The organism is Streptomyces flavofungini (assembly GCF_030388665.1).
In the GTDB taxonomy this organism is placed as follows: domain Bacteria; phylum Actinomycetota; class Actinomycetes; order Streptomycetales; family Streptomycetaceae; genus Streptomyces; species Streptomyces flavofungini_A.
Window position 1 is genome coordinate 7767189 of sequence record NZ_CP128846.1, and the last position, 17706, is coordinate 7784894.

At 71.5% G+C, this 17706-nt stretch carries 16 protein-coding genes and 1 pseudogene; 13 read left to right on the forward strand and 4 right to left on the reverse strand.

The features are described from left to right. Positions 1-36: 36 nt before the first annotated feature. A complete protein-coding gene (gene thrS / locus QUY26_RS33440; protein ID WP_289953463.1) occupies positions 37-2019 on the forward strand; it encodes a threonine--tRNA ligase in 1983 nt (660 codons plus the stop codon). A gap of 15 nt (positions 2020-2034) precedes the next feature. On the opposite strand, the gene QUY26_RS33445 is transcribed toward thrS, so the two are convergent. Then, positions 2035-2730 carry a potassium channel family protein gene (locus QUY26_RS33445; RefSeq protein WP_289953464.1) on the reverse strand — a complete coding sequence of 232 codons (696 nt, stop codon included), beginning with the start codon at positions 2728-2730 and terminating at the stop codon, positions 2035-2037. Between the two features lie 58 nt (positions 2731-2788). Between QUY26_RS33445 and QUY26_RS33450 the strand changes: the two genes are divergently transcribed. Further along, positions 2789-3349: an HIT family protein gene (locus QUY26_RS33450; RefSeq protein WP_289953465.1), complete on the forward strand. Its 561-nt coding sequence runs from the start codon at positions 2789-2791 to the stop codon at positions 3347-3349. Positions 3350-3454: 105 nt separating this feature from the next. On the opposite strand, the gene QUY26_RS33455 is transcribed toward QUY26_RS33450, so the two are convergent. Further along, positions 3455-5110 (reverse strand): hypothetical protein, encoded by a 1656-nt coding sequence (locus QUY26_RS33455; protein WP_289953466.1) that lies wholly within the window; start codon positions 5108-5110, stop codon positions 3455-3457. Between the two features lie 235 nt (positions 5111-5345). Further along, on the reverse strand, positions 5346-7553 hold the full coding sequence (locus QUY26_RS33460; RefSeq protein WP_289953467.1) for an elongation factor G-like protein EF-G2: 2208 nt from the start codon (positions 7551-7553) through the stop codon (positions 5346-5348). 205 nt (positions 7554-7758) lie between these two features. On the opposite strand from QUY26_RS33460, the pseudogene pgsA reads away from it, so the two are divergent. From pgsA to QUY26_RS33480, 4 genes and pseudogenes are all read left to right on the forward strand, one after another. After that, positions 7759-8488: pseudogene (gene pgsA / locus QUY26_RS33465) on the forward strand (phosphatidylinositol phosphate synthase). Then, complete coding sequence (locus tag QUY26_RS33470) at positions 8485-9420, forward strand: phosphatidylinositol mannoside acyltransferase (RefSeq protein ID WP_289953469.1); 936 nt, start codon at positions 8485-8487, stop codon at positions 9418-9420. The pseudogene pgsA and the gene QUY26_RS33470 overlap by 4 nt, the downstream one beginning before the upstream one ends. Beyond that, positions 9417-10583, forward strand: coding sequence for a glycosyltransferase family 4 protein (locus QUY26_RS33475; RefSeq protein ID WP_289953470.1), 1167 nt, complete (start codon positions 9417-9419; stop codon positions 10581-10583). Before QUY26_RS33470 ends, QUY26_RS33475 begins: the two co-directional genes overlap by 4 nt. 296 nt (positions 10584-10879) lie before the next feature. Next, positions 10880-11428, forward strand: a complete 549-nt coding sequence (locus QUY26_RS33480; RefSeq protein WP_289953471.1) for a hypothetical protein — start codon at positions 10880-10882, stop codon at positions 11426-11428. A 47-nt stretch (positions 11429-11475) separates the two neighbouring features. On the opposite strand, the gene QUY26_RS33485 is transcribed toward QUY26_RS33480, so the two are convergent. Continuing rightward, on the reverse strand, positions 11476-11724 hold the full coding sequence (locus QUY26_RS33485; protein ID WP_289953472.1) for a hypothetical protein: 249 nt from the start codon (positions 11722-11724) through the stop codon (positions 11476-11478). Between the two features lie 335 nt (positions 11725-12059). Here QUY26_RS33485 and pdxS point away from each other — a divergent pair, with 335 nt between their 5' ends. From pdxS to yajC, 7 genes are all read left to right on the forward strand, one after another. Continuing rightward, positions 12060-12983: a pyridoxal 5'-phosphate synthase lyase subunit PdxS gene (gene pdxS / locus QUY26_RS33490; protein ID WP_289953473.1), complete on the forward strand. Its 924-nt coding sequence runs from the start codon at positions 12060-12062 to the stop codon at positions 12981-12983. 3 nt (positions 12984-12986) lie between these two features. Next, a complete protein-coding gene (pdxT, locus tag QUY26_RS33495) occupies positions 12987-13595 on the forward strand; it encodes a pyridoxal 5'-phosphate synthase glutaminase subunit PdxT (RefSeq protein ID WP_289953474.1) in 609 nt (202 codons plus the stop codon). A gap of 46 nt (positions 13596-13641) precedes the next feature. Beyond that, positions 13642-14394 carry a YebC/PmpR family DNA-binding transcriptional regulator gene (locus QUY26_RS33500; protein ID WP_289953475.1) on the forward strand — a complete coding sequence of 251 codons (753 nt, stop codon included), beginning with the start codon at positions 13642-13644 and terminating at the stop codon, positions 14392-14394. A gap of 115 nt (positions 14395-14509) precedes the next feature. Continuing rightward, positions 14510-15157 carry a crossover junction endodeoxyribonuclease RuvC gene (gene ruvC, locus QUY26_RS33505; protein WP_289953476.1) on the forward strand — a complete coding sequence of 216 codons (648 nt, stop codon included), beginning with the start codon at positions 14510-14512 and terminating at the stop codon, positions 15155-15157. After that, positions 15154-15762: a Holliday junction branch migration protein RuvA gene (gene ruvA / locus QUY26_RS33510; protein ID WP_289953477.1), complete on the forward strand. Its 609-nt coding sequence runs from the start codon at positions 15154-15156 to the stop codon at positions 15760-15762. The genes ruvC and ruvA overlap by 4 nt, the downstream gene beginning before the upstream one ends. Before the next feature lie 45 nt (positions 15763-15807). Next, positions 15808-16881 carry a Holliday junction branch migration DNA helicase RuvB gene (gene ruvB / locus QUY26_RS33515; RefSeq protein WP_030360506.1) on the forward strand — a complete coding sequence of 358 codons (1074 nt, stop codon included), beginning with the start codon at positions 15808-15810 and terminating at the stop codon, positions 16879-16881. A 179-nt stretch (positions 16882-17060) separates the two neighbouring features. Next, positions 17061-17537, forward strand: coding sequence for a preprotein translocase subunit YajC (gene yajC, locus QUY26_RS33520; RefSeq protein WP_289953478.1), 477 nt, complete (start codon positions 17061-17063; stop codon positions 17535-17537). The last annotated feature ends 169 nt before the right edge of the window (positions 17538-17706 follow it).

Genomic DNA, 17706 nt, shown 5'->3' on the forward strand with positions numbered 1-17706 from the left:
TCCAGCAGGGCAGCCCCCTTCAGGCAGGAGAAACCGGTGTCAGACGTCCGTGTGATCATCCAACGCGATTCCGAGCGGGAAGAACGCGTGGTGACCACGGGCACCACGGCCGCCGACCTGTTCGACGGTGAGCGCACCGTCGTCGCGGCCCGCGTGGGCGGCGAGCTGAAGGACCTGGCGTACGCCGTCGCCGACGGCGAGGTCGTCGAGCCCGTCGAGATCTCCTCCGAGGACGGCCTGAACATCCTGCGCCACTCCACCGCGCACGTGATGGCGCAGGCCGTGCAGGAGCTGTTCCCCGAGGCCAAGCTCGGCATCGGCCCGCCCATCCGCGACGGCTTCTACTACGACTTCGACGTCGCCGAGCCGTTCACGCCCGAGGACCTCAAGCGCATCGAGAAGAAGATGCAGGAGATCCAGAAGCGCGGCCAGCGCTTCGCGCGCCGTGTCACCAACGACGACGACGCCCGCGTCGAGCTCGCCGACGAGCCGTACAAGCTGGAGCTCATCGGCCTCAAGGGCAACGCCGCGAACGCCGCCGACGGCGCGGACGCCGAGGTGGGCGCCGGCGAGCTGACCATCTACGACAACATCGACGCCAAGACCGGCGAGCTGTGCTGGAAGGACCTCTGCCGAGGTCCGCACCTGCCCACGACCCGGAACATCCCGGCGTTCAAGCTGATGCGCTCCGCCGCCGCCTACTGGCGGGGCAGCGAGAAGAACCCCCAGCTCCAGCGCATCTACGGCACCGCCTGGCCGTCCAAGGACGAGCTGAAGGCGCACCTGGAGTTCCTCGCCGAGGCCGAGAAGCGCGACCACCGCAAGCTCGGCGCGGAGCTGGACCTCTTCTCCTTCCCCGAGGAGCTCGGCCCGGGTCTCGCCGTCTTCCACCCCAAGGGCGGCGTGGTCCGCAAGGTGATGGAGGACTACTCGCGGCGCCGCCACGAGGAGACCGGCTACGAGTTCGTGAACACCCCGCACATCTCGAAGGAGCACCTCTTCGAGACCTCGGGGCACCTGCCGCACTACGCCGAGGGCATGTTCCCGCCCATCGAGTTCGACGGGCAGAACTACCGCCTCAAGGCCATGAACTGCCCGATGCACAACCTGATCTTCAAGTCGCGCGGGCGTTCCTACCGTGAACTGCCGCTGCGCCTCTTCGAGTTCGGCACCGTGTACCGCTACGAGAAGTCGGGCGTCGTGCACGGCCTGACCCGCTCGCGCGGCTTCACCCAGGACGACTCGCACATCTACTGCACCAAGGAGCAGATGGCGGACGAGCTGGACAAGCTCCTCACCTTCGTCCTGGACCTGCTGCGCGACTACGGCCTGAACGAGTTCGAGCTGGAGCTGTCCACCCGCGACCCGGAGTCCGACAAGTTCATCGGCTCCGACGAGGACTGGGCGGAGGCCACCGAGGCGCTGCGCCTGGCCGCCGAGAAGCAGGGGCTGCCGCTGGTGCCCGACCCGGGCGGCGCCGCCTACTACGGCCCGAAGATCTCCGTCCAGGCGAAGGACGCGATCGGCCGCTCCTGGCAGATGTCCACCCTCCAGGTCGACTTCAACCAGCCCAAGCGGTTCGGCCTGGAGTACACCGCGGCGGACGGCTCGCGCCAGCAGCCCGTCATGCTGCACCGCGCCCTGTTCGGCTCCATCGAGCGGTTCTTCGGCGTGCTCCTGGAGCACTACGCGGGCGCGTTCCCGGCCTGGCTGGCCCCGGTGCAGGCGGTCGGCATCCCGATCGGCGACGCCCACATCCCGTACCTGCGCGAGTTCGCCGAGAAGGCGCGTGCCCAGGGCCTGCGGGTCGAGGTGGACGCCTCCTCGGACCGCATGCAGAAGAAGATCCGCAACCAGCAGAAGGCCAAGGTGCCCTTCATGGTCATCGCGGGCGACGAGGACATGGAGCACGGCGCCGTGTCCTTCCGCTACCGCGACGGCTCGCAGGAGAACGGCATCCCGGTCGACGAGGCCATCGCGAAGATCGTGAAGGTCGTCGAGGAGCGCGTCCAGGTCTGACGCCGCGCACGAGGCTCAGGAGGCCCCCGGGGACGAACCCCCCGGGGGCCTCCCGTCGTCCTCCCGCGCGAAGACCTGGAGCAGCCACGACGAGAACGACCCCGTCACCGTCCCGAGCAGCGCGAGCCCGCACCCCATCAGGCCGACCGCGACCAGCCTGCCCAGCGGCGTCACCGGCGCCACATCCCCGTACCCGACCGTGGCGAGCGTCGCGCACGTCCACCACACCGAGTCCCCGAAGGTGCGGATCGTGGCGTCCGGCGCCGCGTGCTCCTGGTGGTAGACGGCGAGCGCCCCGGCGAAGCCGAGCAGGAGCACGGACAGGCCCGCGTAGACCATCACGCGGGTGTACAGGGCGAGGCGCGGGCGGTCGCGGTGGCGCTGGACCGCGTCGTGGAAGCGGACGATGCACAGCGGCCGCAGGAGCGGCAGGAAGAGCACCACGGTGTCCAGCAGATGGCCGCGGACGAAGGCGAGTCGCTGTCCGCTCAGACGCCAGCGCACCGCGTAGTCGACGGCGAAGACCGCCCACGAGGTCAGCGCGAGCGCCAGGCAGGCCGCGCGCCAGGCCGGGGACAGCCCATGGGCCAGGACCCACACCGCGTACGCGCTGAGGAAGACCAGGGAGGCCACGGCGAGCGGGGCCTCGGCCCGGCGCTCCCAGCGGGACTCCGCCTGCTCCGGCGCCGTCCGTGCGCTGTTTCGGCTCATTGCCCCAGTCTGGCCCCGGGGTCCGCCCCGGCGACACGCTGCGAACGGGCGAAGTCATATGCTGCACAGCATGACGATTGAGCCGGAGCAGCAGATCGGAGTGGGGTCGCAGGACGCGTTCCAGCGCCTGTGGACGCCGCACCGGATGGCGTACATCCAGGGAGAGAACAAGCCCACCGGCCCAGGGGCGGACGACGGCTGTCCCTTCTGCTCGATCCCGGCGAAATCGGACGAGGACGGGCTGGTCGTCGCCCGCGGCGAGCACGTCTACGCGGTGCTCAACCTCTATCCGTACAACGGCGGCCACCTGATGGTCGTGCCCTACCGCCACGTCGCCGACTACACCGAGCTGACCGGCCCGGAGACCGTCGAGCTCGGCGAGCTGACCAAGCAGGCGATGACGGCGCTGCGCGCGGCCTCGGGCGCGCACGGCTTCAACATCGGCATGAACCAGGGCACGGTCGCGGGCGCCGGGATCGCCGCCCACCTGCACCAGCACATCGTGCCGCGCTGGGGTGGCGACACCAACTTCATGCCGGTCGTCGGCCACACCAAGGTGCTGCCCCAACTGCTCGCCGACACCCGCAAGATGCTCGCGGAGGCCTGGCCCGTGGTGTAGCGCCCGGACGCACGGGAGCGGCGGCAGCCGGTCGTACGAAGGAGGGGCGGCGCGATCCGATCGCGCCGCCCCCTCCTTCGTACGACCCGGTGCCGCCGGCCGGGGCTATGCGCCGTACACGTCGGCGTTGCGCGGCATGGGGTCCTGCACCGCCCCGCTGAGGAACGTGGCGCGGCCGCTGAAGCGGTCGGTGTTCACGCCGTTCTCCTCCAGGACCTTGATGGCCGCCGAGTGCACGACGCGCAGCACCGGTGTGGCCGCGCGCAGCGCGTCGTCGGCCATGAAGCGGTGCCGCCACGGCTTGTCGGCCCAGGCGTGCCGGAGGCCGAACGGCTCGGGCAGGACGAGCTTGCCGCCCAGGTAGTCCAGCATGGGGGGATACCAGGTGAAGGGGGCGCGCACGGCGAGGCGCACCACTTCCTGGGCGTCGACGAGCGGCAGCTGCTGGGTCTTGGTCTCCCAGAACTTGATGGTCTTGCTGACCGTCTTGGTCTTGGGGGAGGGCTTGCTCGTGAACAGCGAGTGCACGGGGCCGAGGGCGTGCCCGGTGACCTCGATGCGCAGGGTCTCGTGCAGCACGGTGACCGTGATCAGCATCGTGATCACCAACTGGCCGTCCCAGAGGGTGAACTGAACGCCCAGGTAGTGCCGGTCGCCGCTGCCGAACTGCTGCTCGTTGCAGATGCGCTGTATCTCGTGGCCCTTGATCTGGAAGGCGTCGACGTCGGTGCCGGAGGGACGGGAGACGGATCCCGCGTTCTCCCCGATGGGGGTGACGACCCAGTGCTTTATCGACGGCTTGGGGAAGCCGCCGGTGTGCAGGGGGCCGCGCTCCAGCATGCGGAGCTGGTCGTGCACCGCGCGTATGACGTCCCAGCTGCGGAAGGGGTTGATCTCCTTGCCCTCTTGGCGGGGGGTCAGCTCCTCGGCGAGCTGCCAGCTGCCCCAGCGGGTGCCCATGCCCAGTATCCCCTTGGGGCCCGCGTAGAAGACGGAGTTGGACTGCTGCTCGGCGGAGAGCCGGGCGAGGCCCTGGCGCAGCCGCTCGGCCGCGGTCTCGCCGGGGCTGCCGGGGACCGCCTCGGGGATCTTGGCGCCGATGCCGCCGCCCGCGAGGAGGCTGCTCCAGCGGTCCCGCAGGTCCTTGGCGGTGCCCTCGGCGACGTGCTTGGCCCAGAACCAGCCGAGCACCGGCACGAGGGGGCAGATCCGCAGATACCAGGCCCAGAAGCCGCTGAAGGGCAGCTTGATCAGGAGCAGCGCGACCAGGACGCCGAGGGCGACGAGGATGGCCGTGGCGATGGCCTGGGTGCGCTTGTCCTTCTGCTTGGAGATCCACCGGCGGGCGGTGAACACCAGGAGCCAGGCGAGGAGGCCGGGCAGGAAGAGCAGCCCGCAGAGCACCATGACGGCCGTGAGCCAGCTGTCGCGCTGTCTGCGGATGCGGGTGGCCGCCAGGCAGTGCTCGACGACCGCCTGCGGTTCGGTGCCGAACGACTGGATGAGCGCCGGGCGGGCGCCCCCGAGCATCCGCACCTGCACGGTCCGCGAGAAGGCTTCGCCCAGGCTGGGCTTGCACAGCGACCAGATTCCGGGCTTGACCACGGATTTGTGCCAGTCGCTGTTGGCCTTGAGGATCTCGTCGACCTCGCCGTCGCGATACGCCGCCGACGCCAGGGCGTGTGTCGCCGCCGTCTGCCCCGCGGCGCCCGACAGCGGGACCTGGGCCCCTGGCCTGAAGTCGAATACGTCGTCCGCCACCTGCCGCCCCCAACACCGCACCGCCCCTGGCGCTGCGACTCTTCCCGACTGCGTTGTTTCCCGAGATTCCCGACTGCATGCCCGACTGCGGTGCCCGGCACACCTGTTGACCTGGCCGGTACAGCCTTTGATCAGGTCATCAGCGTATCGGTGCGCACTGACATCCGGCAGGGGGCCGTGAAATGCCGCCCGCTGGACGGGCTCCGGGCGGGCGGCATCTGGCCGGTCGGCTCAACTAGACGCCGTGTTCGGCCTGTTCACGGATCTTCTGGGACAGCTGGGCCGGCATCGGTTCGTGCCGGGCGTAGGAACGGCTGAAGCGCGCGGTGCCCTGGGACAGGGAGCGCAGGTCCACCGCGTACCGGCCGATCTCGATCTCGGGCACCTCGGCCCGGACCAGGGTGCGCCCGCCCGGCGCCTGTTCGGTGCCCACCACCCGGCCGCGCCGCCCGGACAGGTCGCTCATGACCGAGCCCACGTGCTCGTCGCTCACGAGCACCTGCACCTCGGCGACCGGTTCGAGCAGGTGGATGGTGGCGTCCGCGGCCGCCTCCCGCAGCGCGAGCGCCCCCGCCGTCTGGAACGCGGCGTCGGAGGAGTCCACCGAGTGCGCCTTGCCGTCGAGCAGCGTGACGCGGACGTCGATGAGCGGATAGCCGGCCGCGACCCCCTTGGCCGCCTGCGCCCGGACGCCTTTCTCCACGGACGGGATGAACTGCCGGGGCACCGCCCCGCCGACGACCTTGTCGACGAACTCGATGCCGCTGCCGCCGGGCAGGGGCTCCACCTCGATCTCGCAGATCGCGAACTGCCCGTGGCCGCCCGACTGCTTCACATGGCGCCCGCGCCCCGCGGCCTTGCCCCCGAACGTCTCCCGCAGGGAGACCTTGTGCGGGACGAGGTCGACCTGCACGCCGTAGCGGTGGCGCAGCCGCTCCAGGGCGACGTCCGCGTGCGCCTCGCCCAGGCACCACAGGACCACCTGGTGGGTGTCCTGGTTCTGTTCGAGCCGCATCGTCGGGTCCTCGGCGACGAGGCGGGACAGGCCCTGGGAGAGCTTGTCCTCGTCGGCCTTGCTGTGCGCCTCGATGGCGAGCGGGAGCAGCGGGTCGGGCATGTCCCAGGGCTCCATCAGGAGCGGGTCGTCCTTGGCGGAGAGGGTGTCGCCGGTCTCGGCGCGGCCGAGCTTGGCCACGCAGGCCAGATCGCCCGCGATGGCCTGGCTGAGGGTGCGCTGCTGCTTGCCGAACGGGGAGGACAGGGCGCCGACGCGCTCGTCGACGTCGTGGTCCTCGTGGCCCCGGTCGGCGAGGCCGTGACCTGACACGTGCACGGTCTCGTCGGGGCGCAGGGTCCCGGAGAAGACCCGGACCAGGGAGATCCGGCCGACGTAGGGGTCGGACGCGGTCTTGACCACCTCGGCGGCGAGGGGGCCCTCGGGGTCGCAGGTGAGGGCCGGGCGGGGCTTTCCCGCGGGGGTGGTGACGGCCGGCGCGGGGTGCTCCAGGGGGGTGGGAAAGCCGCCGGTGATCAGCTCCAGGAGCTCGACGGTGCCGATGCCCTGCCGGGCGCCCTCGGCGGCGGGGGCGGCGGCGAGGACCGGGTGGAAGATGCCGCGCGCGACGGCCCGCTCCAGGTCCTGGACGAGGGTTTCGTGGTCGATGTCGTCGCCGCTGAGATAGCGGTCCATCAGGGACTCGTCCTCGCTCTCGGCGATGATCCCCTCGATGAGCTTGTTGCGCGCCTCCTCGATCACCGGGAGCTGGTCGGCGCCCGGTTCGGACTCCTTGCGTTCGCCCGACGCGTAGTCGAAGACCCGCTGCGAGAGCAGTCCGACCAGGCCGGTGACGGGCGCGTGCCCGTCGGGGCCCTGCTCGCCGTGGAGCGGCAGGTACAGCGGCAGTACGGCGTCGGGGTCGTCGGCCCCGAAGGCCTCGGCGCAGGCCCGCGTCATGTCCGTGAAGTCGGCGCGCGCCGCCTCCAGGTGCGTGACCACGATGGCCCGCGGCATGCCGACCGCGGCGCACTCCTCCCACACCATGCGGGTCGCGCCGGTGATGCCTTCGGCGCCCTCCGCCGCCGAGACGACGAAAAGGGCCGCGTCCGCGGCGCGCAGACCGGCCCTCAGCTCACCGACGAAGTCGGCGTATCCCGGGGTGTCCAGGATATTGATCTTGTAGCCGCCCCATTCGACGGGGACGAGGGACAGCTGTACGGAGCGTTGCTGGCGGTGCTCGATGTCGTCGTAGTCCGAGACCGAGGTGCCGTCCTCCACCCGGCCCGCCCGGTTCACCGCCCCCGCGGTCAGCGCGAGGGCTTCCACCAGAGTCGTCTTGCCCGATCCGCTGTGGCCGACCAGCACCACATTCCGTACGGACGCGGGATGGTCGGCCGTCGCTGCCCTGCCGGCGGCTCCGGGGTGTGCGTTCGCCTTGTCGCCCATGCCTTGGCCTCCCGGTTACGCGCATGGATGAGGAGGCTCAGCCCCCTCAGGGATGCTGGCTGTGCGCGGACACACGGGACCCGCGTGCGGAGGCGGCTCCGGCGACGCCCGCGGTGCTTTCGAGCTTTGCACTCGTGTCACGGTGCGTCCATACGTCGTACGCGATCGTGAGGGGGCGAGCCGGTGTGTCGCGAGCGTGACTACGATGGGCCAGCCGGTGGCCAACGGGGCCGCCATGGGCACCGACCCTCGGGAAGGCCATGCTGAACAAGTACGCGCGTGCATTCTTCACGCGTGTCCTCACACCGTTCGCCGCGTTTCTCATCCGCCGCGGGGTCAGCCCCGACACGGTGACGTTCATCGGCACGGCCGGTGTCGTGGCGGGAGCGCTGGTCTTCTACCCCCGGGGAGAGTTCTTCTGGGGCACGGTCGTCATCACGCTGTTCGTGTTCTCCGACCTGGTCGACGGCAACATGGCCCGCCAGCTCGGCCGCTCCAGCCGGTGGGGGGCGTTCCTCGACTCCACGCTCGACCGGGTCGCGGACGGCGCGATCTTCGGTGGCTTCGCGCTCTGGTACGCGGGGTCCGGCGACGACAACGTGCTGTGCGCGGTCTCCATCTTCTGCCTGGCCAGCGGCCAGGTCGTGTCGTACACGAAGGCGCGCGGCGAGGCGATCGGGCTGCCCGTCGCCGTCAACGGCCTGGTCGAGCGGGCCGAGCGGCTGGTGATCTCGCTGGTCGCCGCGGGCTTCGCCGGACTGCACAAGTTCGGGGTCCCCGGCATCGACGTGCTGCTTCCCGTCGCCCTGTGGATCGTCGCCGTCGGCAGCCTCGTGACGCTGGTGCAGCGCGTGGTGACCGTGCGCCGCGAGGCGGACGAGGCGGACCAGGAGGCCGCAGGCGATACGCCCCAGGAGAGCGAGACGGCCTCATGAGCCCCACGACGGAGAAGCTCACGGACGCGCTGTACGGCCTCGGCTGGACCACCGTCAAGAAGCTTCCCGAGCCCGCCGCCGTGCGCCTCGGCCGCACCATCGCCGACCTCGCCTGGAAGCGGCGCGGCAAGGGCGTGCTGCGCCTGGAGGCGAACTACGCGCGCGTGGTGCCCGACGCGTCCCCGGCGCGCCTCGCCGAGCTGTCCAAGGCGGGCATGCGCTCGTACATGCGGTACTGGATGGAGTCCTTCCGGCTCCCTGCCTGGAGCAAGGACCGCATCAGGAACGGCTTCGTCCCCGACGGTCTGCACCACCTCACCGACGGCCTGGCATCGGGCCGGGGCGTGATCCTCGCGCTGCCGCACCTCGGCAACTGGGACCTGGCGGGCGCCTGGGTCACCACGAAGCTGGAGACCCCCTTCACGACGGTGCAGGAGCGGCAGAAGCCCGAGTCCCTGTACGACCGCTTCGTGGCCTACCGCAGCGGCCTCGGCATGGAGGTCCTGCCGCACACCGGCGGCTCGGCCTTCGGGACGCTGGCGCGCCGCCTGCGCGCGGGCGGCCTCGTCTGCCTGGTCGCCGACCGGGACCTGTCGGCGTCCGGCATCGAGGTCAAGTTCTTCGGCGAGAGCGCGCGGATGCCGGCCGGGCCCGCCGCGCTCGCCCAGCAGACCGGCGCGCTGCTGCTCCCGGTGACGCTCTGGTACGACGATTCGCCGGTCATGCGCGGCCGCGTGCACCCGCCGGTCGACGTGCCCGAGACGGGGACGCGCGGCGAGAAGACGGCCGCCATGACGCAGGCACTCGCCGACGCCTTCGCCACCGGCATCGCCGACCACCCGCAGGACTGGCACATGCTCCAGCGCCTGTGGCTCGCCGACCTGGACCCGGCCAAGGCGCCGGACGGCCGGGCGGGCGAGGGGGCGCCGTGAAGGTCGGCATCGTCTGCCCCTACTCGTGGGACGTGCCGGGCGGCGTCCAGTTCCACATCCGCGATCTGGCGGAGCACCTCATCCGCCTCGGGCACGAGGTCTCCGTCCTCGCTCCCGCCGACGACGAGACCCCCCTGCCGCCGTACGTGGTGTCGGCGGGCCGGGCCGTTCCGGTTCCGTACAACGGCTCCGTGGCGCGGCTGAACTTCGGATTCATCTCGGCCGCGCGCGTACGCCGCTGGCTGCACGACGGCACCTTCGACGTGATCCACATCCACGAGCCGACCTCGCCGTCGCTCGGGCTGCTCACGTGCTGGGCGGCGCAGGGGCCGATCGTCGCCACGTTCCACACCTCCAACCCGCGCTCGCGCGCCATGATCGCCGCGTATCCGATCCTCCAGCCCGCCCTGGAGAAGATCAGCGCGCGCATCGCGGTCAGCGAGTACGCGCGCCGCACGCTCGTGGAGCACCTCGGCGGCGACGCGGTGGTCATCCCCAACGGCGTCGACGTCGACTTCTTCGCCCGCGCCGAGCCCAAGCCCGAGTGGCAGGGCCAGACGATCGGCTTCATCGGACGCATCGACGAGCCCCGCAAGGGCCTGCCGGTCCTGATGCGGGCGCTGCCCCGGATCTTCGCCGCCCGCCCCGAGGCGCGCCTCCTGGTGGCCGGCCGCGGCGACGAGGAGGAAGCCGTCGCGTCCCTGCCCGCCGAACTGCGCTCCCGTGTGGAGTTCCTCGGCATGGTCAGCGACGAGGACAAGGCCAGGCTGCTGCGCAGCGTCGATGTGTACGTCGCCCCGAACACCGGCGGCGAGAGCTTCGGCATCATCCTCGTCGAGGCGATGTCGGCGGGCGCCCCCGTCCTGGCCAGCGACCTCGACGCCTTCGCCCAGGTCCTCGACCAGGGCGCCGCGGGCGATCTCTTCGCCAACGAGGACGCCCACTCCCTCTCCGACGCGGCGATCCGCCTCCTGCGCGACCCCGAACGCCGCGAAGAGCTCCGCGCACGCGGCACCAAGCACGTGCGCCGCTTCGACTGGTCGACGGTCGGCGCCGACATCCTGTCCGTCTACGAGACCGTGACGGACGGCGCGGCAGCCGTCGCCACGGACGAACGCACGGGCCTGAGAGCCCGCTTCGGCTTGGCAAAGGACAAGCTGTAGCAGCCGTCGGCCCGGGCGGGGATATTTCGGCCTGTCCGGCGTGTGGGGACGAGGCCGGAGGCCGATAACCCCCCAACGGCGGGCGGGGACATTTCAGTCTGTCCGGCGTTTGAGGACGAGGCCGGAGGCCGATAACCCCCCACCGGCGGGCGGGGACAATCCAGCCCGTCCGGCGCTTGAGGACGAGGCCGGAGGCCGATCGACGGCACCCCCGGCGTCCGGGCACCGGGCCCCAGGGGCCGGAGACCGACCAACCCCCGCCGTCCCCAGCGCCCCCGCCGGGTACCTTTGCGGCCGTGACCTCCACGCTGATCTGGATCGCCGTAGCCCTGTTCGCCATCGGCCTGTACCTGAGCTGGACCGCGGGCCGCCTCGACCGGCTGCACGCGCGCATCGACGCGGCCCGCGCCGCCCTCGACGCGCAACTGCTGCGCCGCGCCTCGGTGACCCAGGAGGTGGCCACCTCCGGCGTGCTCGACCCGGCGGCGTCCATCGTCCTGTACGAGGCGGCGCACGCGGCCCGGCAGGCGGTCGAGGAGCACCGGGAGGTCGCCGAGAGCGAGCTGAGCCAGGCGCTGCGGGCGGTCTTCGAGGACGCGGGCCAGGTCGAGGCGGTACGGGAGGCCCCGGGCGGCGAGGGGGCGGCGGTCGAACTGGCCCAGGCGGTCCGCCGGGTCCCCATGGCCCGCCGCTTCCACAACGACGCCGTACGCGCCGCCCGCGCCCTGCGCCGCCACCGCAAGGTCCGCTGGTTCCGCCTCGCCGGGCACGCCCCGTTCCCCATGGCCTTCGAGATGGACGACGTGGCCCCCGAGGCGCTGGCGGACCGGCCGGGGGCGTCGTAGGGAGCGCTCCGGCCGGGGCGCGGAGCGACAGACCGGCTCGGCCGGTCTCAGCCCCGTCCGGGCCGCCCGACCACGCGCGCGACCGCCGCCCCCCACACCACCAGCGCCGTCGCCCCGATCGGCAGGACCAGCACCAGCCACCAGCGGAACCAGTACTCCAGGACGAGCCAGCCGACGAAGGCCAGGAAGACCAGATCCGTCAGCGCACGGTGCTCGTCCCACCACCGGTTCGCGCGCCGCACCGGGTTCACGACGAGCCGCGCGACCACCCGCACCCCGCTCCCGACTTCCCGCATGGCACCAGGATGAGGGTCCCGGGGGCCGATGGGGAGGGGTCGGGACCCGGGAAGCCGAGCGTGTTCCGGCCACCTTGGGAACGAGCGCGTGACGTACCGGAGCGCCCCGTGACGTACCGAAAACGATCCACGGCCTCACCATTGGCCCTTGCTGTGGACTGGTCCGGGGACGTTTCCTCGGTACAGCGGAAACGCGACGGAAGCCGGTACGGGCCGGAGCGGAAGAGGACGGGAAACCGCCCTTCCACGTGCCCGGGCCCCGGCTTCCCGGAGCCGCGGCTCCCGCAAGCCCCGGCTTCCCAAGCCACAGCCTTCTTTCCCGAGTGAGGTCACCCGTGTCCAGCACGCTCCCCAGCACCAACCAGGCCGATGCCACCCCCGCGACCGGCACCGCCCGCGTGAAGCGCGGCATGGCCGAGCAGCTCAAGGGCGGCGTGATCATGGACGTGGTCAACGCCGAGCAGGCGAAGATCGCCGAGGACGCGGGCGCGGTCGCCGTCATGGCCCTGGAGCGGGTGCCCGCCGACATCCGCAAGGACGGCGGCGTGGCCCGGATGTCCGACCCCAACATGATCGAAGAGATCATCGAGGCCGTCTCGATCCCGGTCATGGCCAAGTCCCGCATCGGCCACTTCGTCGAGGCCCAGGTGCTGCAGTCCCTCGGCGTCGACTACATCGACGAGTCCGAGGTCCTGACCCCGGCCGACGAGGTCAACCACAGCGACAAGTTCGCGTTCACGACGCCGTTCGTCTGCGGCGCCACCAACCTGGGCGAGGCCCTGCGCCGCATCGCCGAGGGCGCCGCCATGATCCGTTCCAAGGGCGAGGCCGGCACCGGCAACGTCGTCGAGGCAGTGCGTCACCTGCGCCAGATCAAGAACGAGATCGCCAAGCTGCGCGGCTTCGACAACAACGAGCTGTACGCCGCCGCCAAGGAGCTGCGCGCCCCGTACGAGCTGGTCAAGGAGGTCTCCGAGCTGGGCAAGCTGCCGGTGGTCCTCTTCTCCGCCGGTGGTGTCGCGACCCCCGCCGACGCCGCGCTGATGCGCCAGCTGGGCGCCGAGGGCGTCTTCGTGGGCTCCGGCATCTTCAAGTCCGGCGACCCGGCCAAGCGCGCCGCCGCCATCGTGAAGGCCACCACCTTCTTCGACGACCCGAAGATCATCGCGGACGCGTCCCGCAACCTCGGCGAGGCCATGGTCGGCATCAACTGCGACACCCTGCCCGAGGCCGAGCGCTACGCCAACCGCGGCTGGTAACCCATGAACGACACCCCCGTGATCGGCGTCCTGGCCCTTCAGGGCGACGTCCGGGAGCACCTCGTCGCCCTGGCCACGGCGGACGCCGTGGCCAGGCCGGTCAGGCGCCCCGAAGAACTCGCCGAGGTGGACGGCCTGGTCATCCCCGGCGGCGAGTCGACCACCATCTCCAAGCTGGCGGCGCTGTTCGGCCTGCTGGAACCCCTTCGCGCGCGCGTGCGCGACGGCATGCCGGTCTACGGCACCTGCGCGGGCATGATCATGCTCGCCGACAAGATCCTCGACCCGCGTTCGGGGCAGGAGACGGTCGGCGGCATCGACATGATCGTGCGCCGCAACGCCTTCGGCCGGCAGAACGAGTCCTTCGAAGCGGCCGTCGACATCAAGGGCGTCGCGGGGGACCCTGTGGAGGGCGTCTTCATCCGCGCCCCGTGGGTGGAGTCGGTCGGAGCCGACGTCGACGTGCTCGCCGAGCACGAGGGCCACATCGTCGCCGTACGCCAGGGCGACGCGCTCGCCACGTCCTTCCATCCCGAGCTGACGGGCGACCACAGGGTGCACGCGCTCTTCGTCGACATGGTGCGGGCGAAGCAGGCGCCGCGGTCCTTGTAGGATCTCTGGCGTTCGTACTGGTTGGTTACGCGAAGGAGACAGGCAGATGTCCGGCCACTCTAAATGGGCTACGACGAAGCACAAGAAGGCCGTGATCGATGCCAAGCGCGGCAAGCTCTTCGCGAAGCTGATCAAGAACATCGAGGTCGCGGCGCGGACCGGCGGCGCTGACGTCGACGGCAACCCGACGCTCTTCGACGCCATCCAGAAGGCCAAGAAGCAGTCCGTCCCGAACAAGAACATCGACTCCGCGGTCAAGCGTGGCGCCGGTCTCGAAGCCGGTGGCGCCGACTACGAGACGATCATGTACGAGGGCTACGGCCCCAACGGCGTCGCGGTGCTCATCGAGTGTCTGACCGACAACCGCAACCGCGCGGCCTCCGACGTGCGCGTGGCGATGACCCGCAACGGCGGCTCCATGGCCGACCCGGGCTCCGTGTCGTACCTCTTCAACCGCAAGGGCGTCGTCATCGTCGCCAAGGGCGAGCTGACCGAGGACGACGTCCTGGGTGCCGTGCTCGACGCGGGTGCCGAGGAGGTCAACGACCTCGGTGAGTCCTTCGAGGTGCTGAGCGAGGCCACCGACCTGGTCGCGGTGCGCACCGCGCTCCAGGAGGCCGGCATCGACTACGAATCGGCCGACGCCAACTTCGTCCCGACCATGCAGGTCGAGCTGGACGAGGAGGGCGCCCGCAAGATCTTCAAGCTCATCGACGCCCTGGAGGACAGCGACGACGTGCAGAACGTCTTCGCCAACTTCGACGTCTCCGACGACGTCATGGCCAAGGTCGACGCCTGAGCGGCACATCACGGCAACGGGCGAACGGGCCGACGGGACACACCCCGTCGGCCCGTCGCTTTGTCAGTGGCACCCGATAGCCTGCACAAACAGGCGATCGAAGAGGGGGAGCGGCGTGCGGGTACTGGGCGTTGACCCGGGGCTGACCCGGTGCGGCGTGGGGGTGGTCGAGGGCGTCGCGGGGCGGCCCCTGACCATGCGCGGCGTCGGCGTCGTGCGCACCCCCGCCGACGCGGATCTCGGCCACCGCCTCGTCGCCATCGAGCAGGGCATCGAGGAGTGGCTCGACCGGCACCGGCCCGAAGTCCTCGCCGTGGAGCGCGTGTTCAGCCAGCACAACGTGCGTACGGTCATGGGCACCGCCCAGGCCAGCGCCGTCGCCATGCTGTGCGCCTCGCGCCGCGGCATCCCCGTCGCCCTGCACACCCCCAGCGAGGTCAAGGCCGCCGTCACCGGCAGCGGCCGCGCGGACAAGGCCCAGGTCGGCGCGATGGTGACCCGCCTCCTTCGCCTCGACGCGCCGCCCAGGCCCGCCGACGCCGCCGACGCCCTCGCCCTCGCCATCTGCCACATCTGGCGCGCCCCCGCCCAGAACCGCCTCCAGCAGGCCGTGGCCCAGAACCGCCTCCAGCAGGCGACCGCCCGGCATGCCCAGCAGACCCAGCGGATCACGACCGCCCAGCAGTCGCACCGAGCCCAGCGAGCCCCGCAAGCCCAGCCAGCCCCGCAAGCCCAGCAAGCACCGAAAGGCCGTACGCCATGATCGCCTTCGTCAGCGGCCCGGTGGCCGCCCTCGCCCCGGACACCGCCGTGGTCGAAGTGGGGGGCGTCGGCATGGCCGTCCAGTGCACGCCGAACACCCTCTCCACGCTCCGAGTGGGCCAGGAGGCCAAGCTCGCCACGTCCCTGGTCGTGCGCGAGGACTCCCTCACGCTGTACGGCTTCGCGGACGACGACGAGCGCCAGACCTTCGAGCTGCTCCAGACCGCGAGCGGCGTCGGCCCCCGGCTCGCGCAGGCGATGCTCGCCGTGCACAGCCCGGACGCCCTGCGCCGTGCGGTCTCCACGGGCGACGAGAAGTCCCTCACGGCCGTGCCCGGCATCGGCAAGAAGGGCGCCCAGAAGCTGCTCCTGGAGCTGAAGGACCGCCTCGGCGAGCCGCTCGGCACCGGTGGCCCCGCCGTCGGCACCCCCGTCACCCAGGGCTGGCGCGACCAGCTGCACGCCGCCCTGATCGGCCTGGGATACGCGACGCGGGAGGCCGACGAGGCCGTCACCGCCGTCGCCCCGCAGGCCGAGGCCATGGAGTCGCCACAGGTCGGCCGGCTCCTGAAGGCCGCACTCCAGACCCTGAACCGCACCCGCTAGCCACCCCCGACAGCCACCCCCGAACCGCATCGCGAGGCACACCGCATGAACTGGGACGACACGACCGACGACGCCGCCGGGGCGGCCGAGCGGCTGGTCGGTGCGTCGGCCGACGGCGAGGACCAGGCCGTCGAGGCCGCCCTGCGCCCCAAGGACCTGGGCGAGTTCATCGGCCAGGAGAAGGTCAGGGAGCAGCTCGACCTGGTCCTGCGCGCCGCCCGCGCGCGCGGCGCCACCGCCGACCACGTGCTGCTCTCCGGCGCCCCCGGCCTCGGCAAGACCACTCTCTCGATGATCATCGCCGCCGAGATGGGCGCCCCGATCCGCATCACCAGCGGCCCGGCCATCCAGCACGCCGGCGACCTCGCGGCCATCCTGTCCTCCCTCCAGGAGGGCGAGGTCCTCTTCCTCGACGAGATCCACCGCATGTCCCGGCCCGCCGAGGAGATGCTGTACATGGCCATGGAGGACTTCCGTGTCGACGTGATCGTCGGCAAGGGCCCGGGCGCCACCGCCATCCCGCTCGAACTGCCGCCCTTCACGCTCGTCGGCGCCACCACGCGCGCGGGCCTGCTCCCGCCGCCCCTGCGCGACCGCTTCGGCTTCACGGCCCACATGGAGTTCTACGAACCGGCCGAGCTGGAGCGCGTCATCCACCGCTCCGCGAACCTGCTCGACGTGGCCATCGACACCGACGGCGCCGCCGAGATCGCGGGCCGCTCCCGCGGCACCCCCCGCATCGCCAACCGCCTGCTGCGCCGCGTCCGCGACTACGCGCAGGTCAAGGCCGACGGCGTGATCAACCGCGAGATCGCGGGCGCGGCCCTCAGCGTCTACGAGGTCGACGCCCGCGGCCTCGACCGCCTGGACCGCGCGGTCCTCGAAGCCCTCCTGAAGCTGTTCGGCGGCGGCCCCGTCGGCCTGTCCACCCTCGCCGTCGCGGTGGGGGAGGAGCGGGAGACCGTGGAGGAGGTGGCCGAGCCCTTCCTCGTCCGGGAGGGGCTGCTCGCCCGGACGCCCCGGGGCCGGGTGGGGACGCCCGCCGCATGGGCCCATCTGGGTCTCGTACCGCCCCGGCAGGGAGCGGGAACTGGACAACAGGACTTGTTCGGGTCGTGACCTGAGCAAGAGGCGGCGCGGAGAGTCGCACCATCCGGAACTGCGGTGCCATGCTGAGCGTTGTTCGTATGGTGCGGACTCGCTTAGACTCCGCCGATGCCGCCCTTGTGGGCGGCGCCGCCCACCCCCATCCATCAGGCCGCCCACAGAACGCGGTCGTGCGAAGGAAACTCCGTCCCGTGAATATCGTGACCCTCCTCCCCTTCATCGTGCTCATCGGGGCCATGTTCCTGATGACCCGGTCCGCCAAGCGGAAGCAGCAGGCGGCCGCCCAGATGCGCAACGAGATGACGCCTGGCACCGGCATCCGCACGATCGGAGGCATGTACGCCACCGTCAAGGAGGTCCACGACGACGCGGTCCTCCTCGAGGTGGCCCCCGGCGTCCACGCGATGTACGCGAAGAACTCCATCGGCGCCGTCCTCGACGACGACGAGTACAACCGCATCGTTCACGGCATCGAGGACGACGACCTGAAGTCCGAGGACGCCCCCGTGGTGCCCGACGACGCCTCCTCCCTCACCGAGACCGACGAGGCCGCGGACGCTTCGGACGACTCGCGCATCGACCTCGGCAAGAAGGACACGGCCGACGAGGCCCCCGAGGCAGCGGACGCAGAGCCGAAGAAGACCGACGGCGAGTCCGGCGCGAAGTAGTCACGGCCGGGGGTCCGCCGTGCGCCCGCTCGCGCACCGCGGCCCCCGCTCCAGGTGATTTCGCGCCGCGTCTCGACATAACTTCATGGCCGCCCGCCCGGGGCCTCTCCCGCTCAGGCCTCCGCTCAGCGCAGGTGACGAGGGGGCACCCCGCAGGCCGGACGGTTGG

Coding starts and splice junctions, on each gene's coding strand:
- QUY26_RS33460 (WP_289953467.1), bottom strand. CDS start 7,553: ATGGGCGACAAGGCGAACGCACACCCCGGAGCCGCCGGCAGGGCAGCG.
- QUY26_RS33485 (WP_289953472.1), bottom strand. CDS start 11,724: ATGCGGGAAGTCGGGAGCGGGGTGCGGGTGGTCGCGCGGCTCGTCGTG.
- QUY26_RS33445 (WP_289953464.1), bottom strand. CDS start 2,730: ATGAGCCGAAACAGCGCACGGACGGCGCCGGAGCAGGCGGAGTCCCGC.
- ruvA (WP_289953477.1), top strand. CDS start 15,154: ATGATCGCCTTCGTCAGCGGCCCGGTGGCCGCCCTCGCCCCGGACACC.
- ruvB (WP_030360506.1), top strand. CDS start 15,808: ATGAACTGGGACGACACGACCGACGACGCCGCCGGGGCGGCCGAGCGG.
- QUY26_RS33500 (WP_289953475.1), top strand. CDS start 13,642: ATGTCCGGCCACTCTAAATGGGCTACGACGAAGCACAAGAAGGCCGTG.
- QUY26_RS33470 (WP_289953469.1), top strand. CDS start 8,485: ATGAGCCCCACGACGGAGAAGCTCACGGACGCGCTGTACGGCCTCGGC.
- pdxT (WP_289953474.1), top strand. CDS start 12,987: ATGAACGACACCCCCGTGATCGGCGTCCTGGCCCTTCAGGGCGACGTC.
- QUY26_RS33450 (WP_289953465.1), top strand. CDS start 2,789: ATGCTGCACAGCATGACGATTGAGCCGGAGCAGCAGATCGGAGTGGGG.